The sequence below is a fragment of the Pseudomonas sp. ES1 genome (assembly GCF_050586605.1).
GTDB lineage: Bacteria > Pseudomonadota > Gammaproteobacteria > Pseudomonadales > Pseudomonadaceae > Aquipseudomonas > Aquipseudomonas sichuanensis.
Window position 1 is genome coordinate 1 of sequence record NZ_JBOBDM010000125.1, and the last position, 2,233, is coordinate 2,233.

1 protein-coding gene is annotated in these 2,233 nt (G+C 68.5%); it reads right to left on the minus strand.

The features are described from left to right. A partial coding sequence (locus ACQ4N9_RS26430; protein WP_430934099.1) for a condensation domain-containing protein occupies positions 1–2,233 on the minus strand: 2,233 nt, incomplete at both ends.

Genomic DNA, 2,233 nt, shown 5'->3' on the forward strand with positions numbered 1-2,233 from the left:
GCGGGCGTTGACCTGGGCGTAGCTGTAGCGTTGCTCGCCGTCGATCAGGGCCAGGGCGTCCGGGGTAGCCTCGGCGCGGGCTTCGATCTGCTGGTGGATGCAGCGGTCCTGCGGGTAATCCAGGGCGTTGGCATTCCAGGCCAGCACTTGCTGGTTGTGTTCGTCGCTGCCCAGCAGCTCGATGTCACCCAACCGCGTTTCGGCACTGAGTGCCAGGCGCTGCAACAGCAGCGACAGGTGCTCGCCAAGGCGCGCGACGGTGGCCTCGTCGAACAGTTCACGGACGAAGTTGAAGTGCAGTTGCAGCCGCTCGCCCATCGCCACCAGCAGGGTCAGCGGGAAGCTGGTCTGCTCGCGGTTGCTCAGCTCGCCCAATTGCAGGTCCTGGTTGGCCTCCTCGCGCAGGGCCTCGGACACCGGGTAGTTCTCGAACACCAACAGGCTGTCGAACAAGGCGTCGTTGCCATGGCCCGACCAGCGCTGCAGTTCGTACAGCGGGGTGTGCTCCTGCTCGCGCAGGGCCAGGTTGTAGCCCTGCAGCGCCTGCAGCCAGCTGCCGACCGCCTCATCGGCACGCGGGCTGGCGATCACCGGCAGGGTGTTGATGAACAGGCCGACCTGTTGCTCGATGCCGGCCAGGGCCGCCGGGCGACCCGACACCGTGGCACCGAAGCACACCGTGTCCTGCCCGGTGTAACGCTGCAGCAGCAACAGCCAGGCTGCCTGCACCAGGGTGTTGGCGGTGACTTTGCACTGGCGGGCGAAATCGCCCAGGCGGCGGGTGGCCGCGGCGTCCAGGTGCACGAACAGGTCGCCCTGGCCTTCACGCGCCGCATCGGCGGCGCACAGGCCGACCAGGCGGGTCGGGGTGTGCAGTTGGGCCAGGTGGCCGCTCCAGAAGGCGCGGTTGAGTTCGCCATCCTGGGCCTGCAGCCAGCCGATGTAGTCGCGGTAGCGACCCGGGGCACCGCTGACGGCCTGGCCGTTGTAGTGCTGCAGCACCTCGCCCAGCAGCAGCGAGTTGCTCCAGCCGTCGAGCAGGATGTGGTGGTGGGTGTAGACCAGGTGATAGGCCTGCTCGGCCGTGCGCACCAGTTGCAGGCGCAGCAGCGGTGCCTTGCCCAGGTCCAGCGCCCGCTGTTCGGCAGCGGCCAGCTCGGTCAGCGCCGTGTCCAGGTCGCTGCGCCCACGCCAGTCGTGCTCGAAGAACGGCACCTCGACCTGCTTGTGCACCAGTTGCAGGGCTTGGGGCAGCCCGCCTTCCCAAAGGAAGCGGGTGCGCAGGATATCGTGGTTGTCCAGCGCCGCCTGCCAGGCCTGGCGGAAACGCTGCGGGTCGAGCCCGCTGAGGTCCAGGCGCAGTTGGTTGATGTACTCGCCGCTGCCCTGCTCGTACAGGGCATGGAACAGCATGCCCTGCTGCATCGGCGACAGCGGGTAGAGGTCTTCGACGGTGTCTGGCGCCAGCGCCAGGGCATCCAGTTGACGCTGGTCCAGCCCGGCCAGCGGGAAGTCCGACGGCGTCATGCCGCGGGCACCGCTGCAGCAATGCGCCACCAGCTCGGCCAAGGCCTGGCTGTAGCGGTCGGCGAGGTCCTGCATCACGGCCTCGTCGAACATCTCGCCGCTGAATGCCCAGGTCATGCTCAGCTCGCCGCCGTACACCTGGCCGTTGAGGGTCAGCCAGTTGCCCAGCGGCGCCTCGGCGCTCTGGCCCTCGCCGGCACTTTCGTCGGCGGGGCTGAACAACGCCTGCGGGTCATCGAAGCTGGCGTCGAACTGGCCCAGGTAGTTGAAGGTGATGCGCGGTTGCGCAAGGCCCGCCAGGCTGGCCCGCGCCGCGTCGTCACCGAGGTAGCGCAGGGCGCCGTAGCCGATGCCCTTGGCCGGGATCGCGCGCAGTTGCTCCTTGATCGCCTTGACCGACGCGCCAAGCTCGGCGGCCGGGGTCAGGTGCACCGGGTAGAGGCTGGTGAACCAGCCGACGCTGCGGGTCAGGTCGAGGGCGTCGAACAGGTCTTCGCGGCCATGCCCTTCCATTTCCAGCAGTACCGAAGCCTCGCCGCTCCAGGTGCTGATCACCTGGGCCAGCGCGGTCAGCAGCAGGTCATTGACCTGGGTGCGGTAGGCCGCCGGGGCGTCCTTGAGCAGTTGCCGGGTCAGTTCCGCATCCAGCTGGCTGCGCACGCTGCGCAGATGCTTGTTCTGCAGGCCGCCCTGGCGGTTGCTCACG